General features: G+C 47.9%; 2 protein-coding genes. Both read left to right on the plus strand.

Annotated elements, in window-relative coordinates:
* The first annotated feature begins 113 nt into the window (after positions 1–113).
* On the plus strand, positions 114–2774 hold the full coding sequence (locus Q0668_RS15525; protein WP_298866289.1) for a hypothetical protein: 2661 nt from the start codon (positions 114–116) through the stop codon (positions 2772–2774).
* Positions 2775–3226: 452 nt separating this feature from the next.
* Complete coding sequence (locus Q0668_RS15530; protein ID WP_298866291.1) at positions 3227–4087, plus strand: GNAT family N-acetyltransferase; 861 nt, start codon at positions 3227–3229, stop codon at positions 4085–4087.
* The last annotated feature ends 19 nt before the right edge of the window (positions 4088–4106 follow it).

Here is a 4106-nt window from a genome sequence, read left to right on the forward strand (position 1 = left end):
CTTGTCTAACTGTTGAAACTGTTTTGAAATCGATAAACTATTAGAAGGATTTATTATCTGATGTGTGCCGCGTCGTCGTTTCTTATCTTCAGTTTTTGCAAAGGTTTCCCATTATGGGTCATAAGAATATTATTCTCTTCCTGCTGACAGTGATTTGTGGAGTGTTTCATCCGGCGGCAGGCTTTGCTGCTGAAAAAGCCTCTTTGAATCTATTTTTTGCATGTGCACTCGATAATGATCTTTATCAGGTGATGACTGCCAGCGGCGTCTCGTATCCGCGTCATGATTCCGCTTTGAAGGCAGTGGATGCGGCGTCTGAAGGGGCGGGTGTGTTGATCCTCGCTGACCATTATCCCGGAAAGACTACTGAAATTGAGCCGGCTGTCTTCGAACTGGCGACCCAAAAAAATCTGCGATTATACATTGAATACCCTGCGGTCGTTCCCGGTTTGAAATTTGGGATACCTCAGCAGCCACATTGGGAACGTACGGTGGTTGCTTCCGATATTTTCGGAACAGAGCTTGAAAAGTTGCGAATACTCCAGATTCACGACTGTCATTTTCTACCCGTGCAGGCATCTCGCACGCATTTGGTTTCAGCTCGCGTTGCCGGTTATGACAAGGCTGTTTACGGCTTGCCAGAAAAGACCTGGCCGCTTCTGTTTGAACATCCGCGTGGTGACATGCTGATTGCGACGACGAAACTAAGTCAGTTTGTTTCTGCCCGTTACGCGCCCACCAAGGCCTGGGAGCCGGTTTGGAAGATGGTATTAGGCTGGCTTTCACCAGAAAGCAAAATACCCGATCTGAATTGGACGCCTTCAGTCCGTCCCTCGTTTGTCCGTAATGAATCTCTTCCGAAAAATGCGGAACGTGTTGCTTTCCGACGTGGTATAAAGTGGTTTGAAGGCTTTCTCGTAGATGAGTCATGGAAGGACGAGTTAATCCATCCGGCCAAGACCGGTTACGGACCCGCTGATACGAAACCGGGGTTGAACCGACCTCTGGGCGATGGCCGTTATGGGATTTTGGAAGGACATATATCGAAGGTGTTTTCTGATGGAAGTCAGCCAATGCGATGGCTGCTGCGAGGTGACTGTAACGCCGAGTCGGGTATGGCTTTTGCTTTGAGCGGAGTTTTAGAAAATGAGGAGCGGCATCGCGCGACCGCAGCGAATATTATGGATTTCGTTTACTTTAATTCGGACCTCTATCAGAGCGATCAGAATAGCCCTACTTATGGTTTATTGGGTTGGTATTCGTATGGTTCCGGCCCCAATGCTTTCTGGGGCAATGATGGTTCGAAAGCAATTATCGGCAGCTTGACAGCGGCATCTGCTTTAAATGACCCGCGCTGGGATGAGCGAATTTTGACGAGTATTCTGGCCAATTTTCGAACGACGGGTCCATTTGGATTTCGAGACGGGATGCCTTTGAATGCGAGTCAACTTAAAAAAAATGGCTGGGAACATTACGCGCGTCGTCGTTCGATTGCTCCCTGGCCTCAGCGCGAAGCATGGGCCTGGGCATGTTATTTGTGGCTGTATGATAAGACGAAATACGAACCATTGCTTGATCAAGCCCGGAAGGCGATTCAAATCACAATGCAGCGCTATCCCGATGGATGGGGTTACGCGTTACATGAAATGCAGATGGAACGTGGCAGGATGTTATTACCTTTGGCGTGGCTTGTGCGCGTAGATGATACTCCGGAACACCGCGCATGGCTTCGACAAGTGATTGACGATATGCTTGCGCGTCAGGATGCTTCCGGAGCGATTCAAGAGCAACTCCGATTTAAATCACACAAATCAAATGAAGATTACGGAACGGGAGAAGTTTCGATTCTCCATGAAGATGGTGATCCTTGTGCGGACGTATTTTATTCAGTGCCGCCAGCGTTTATTGGACTGGTCGAAGCAGCAGCGGCTACCGGGGATCCTAAGTATATTCAGGCTGCGGATAAAGTGGCCGAATTTCTTGTTCGCGTTCAAGTGCGTTCCGAGGCGCATCCGCGGTTGGACGGTGGATGGTTTCGTGCTTTTGACATCAAGCGATGGGATTACTGGGGGGCAAATGGTGACAGTGGTTGGGGTGCCTGGTCAAGTGAAACGGGCTGGGTGCAATCGCATATTGTTGCAGCGCTGGCGATGAGAGCGAAAAAGAGTTCGCTGTGGGAGTTCACTTCCGACAATCAGATCGGAATCCACTTTGAAAAGTACCGTAAATTAATGGAGATCGACAAAGCAGTTTCGATCATGAATGAATCCAGACCAAAGCAATTAGAACATTTGGCCTGGAATAAGCCTGTGAAAGCAAAAGTAGATCCCCACCCAAAGCATCCGGGAGCTGGCACGGCAGGGTTAACCGATGGTGTACTGGGTGAACCGAACGACCTGCGTCTGGGATGGATGGGATTCCGTGGTGCGGATTTAGATGCCACGATTGATCTAGGCAAGGAGATTCCGCTTCAATCAGTGAAAGCCAATTTCCTGGAGTTAATCTCCGGTGGAATCGTACTGCCTCGCGAAATCGACATGGCCGTTTCGGATGATGGGAAAACGTTTCGCATCGTGGCGACACAACAGATTGATCTGACGAAGAAGGGCGATTCCTCGAGTCAGTTATCGGTCAAACCGTTTCAGTTATCACCGAAAGATGTTAGCTGCCGTTATCTGAGATTTCGTGCCAAATCGATAGGGAAGCTTCCCGCATGGCATCCCGCCGCCGGGAGTCCGGCCTGGCTGTTTGTGGATGAAATCGTGGTGAATTGACGCGGAGCTATTTTTGATTGAGAAGTCATCACAGCCAAAGTTTCAGAGCGTGATGGTAGAGTCATTGATTTACGCTGCGCCTCCCCAAGTTCACGTAGATGGTCCGTCTACAAAGCGGGCTTGCTTTTGGAATAATTAGTGTAATCCAACCTTGTGTATTGATTTTCAGGTCGGGGATTCTCTTTTCTGATTTATTCAAATCGTCCTCTCTCAGTGCAAACTATGTTTTTAGTTCTGATTTGCAGCTCTGCACTTAAGGAAACATCAAGTCGTATCAGGGCTCGAATTATGACTGATATCGTGCACATTATTGCGCCCGATGTTTGTTTTATATGACGTCATGTATCGGAAATGGTGTGTTAAATCATGGCTTGCGCACTAGTTGACTCCGGTCATTCGTCTTTGTTTGAATGTCGAAATTGAATTAGAAAACTCAAGACGAGGGGTCTACGTTGAGCGTTATTGAACTGAATAAGCTAACTGAATTACAAAATATTCAGGACGATTGGAATCGATTATTGGCGGTGACTCCCGGTGGAAGTTTTTTCCAGTCGCTGGATTGGTTGCAGGTCTACTGGCGCCATTTTGAGGCAGATCAGAAATTACGTGTGTTAATTATTCGTGATGCAGATGAGGTGACTGGTATTGTTCCTCTATGTGAACGGACTATGGAGACTCGGTTCGGGGAGTGTCGGATTTTGACTTACCCGTTTGATGACTGGGGAAGTTTCTATGGTCCTGTTTCTTCTGATCCCGAAAGGACGCTGGCGAGTGCGCTCGAATATATTCAGCAGCCTCTGCCTTTGCGCAAGTGGGATTTGCTGGATTTGCGTTGTGTGGACACCGATGGATTTGATGGCGGTGTTACCGAGAAGGCGTTGTTTACTGCGAATCTTCCATATAAAAAACACCAGTGGAATCAGACTGCTTATGTTGATCTCAATCAGGATTGGGATGATTATCTGGCGGGGCGTTCGGGAAAAGCACGACAGACTTATCTACGCGCTGAACGACGAGTCGAAAAAGAGGGTGAGATCGAATTTTTGAGGTACCGACCTCGTGGCGCTGATTTTGGTGACAGCGATCCGCGATGGGATTTGTATGAAATCTGTGAAGAGATCGCGCGTAAGAGCTGGCAGGGTGATTCGACAACGGGAACGACATTATCTCATGAGAATGTAGCACAATATTTCCGAGATACACATGAAAGTGCTGTGCGGTTTGGAGCAGTAGACTTAAATGTGTTATATGTTGGCGGTCAGCCGGCTGCTTTCAATTATAGGCAGCCTCTAAGAATCAATTTTTCAGATTAATTAAGATTTCAGAGAGTGG

The sequence above is a fragment of the uncultured Gimesia sp. genome (genome assembly GCF_937910335.1).
Taxonomy (GTDB): domain Bacteria; phylum Planctomycetota; class Planctomycetia; order Planctomycetales; family Planctomycetaceae; genus Gimesia.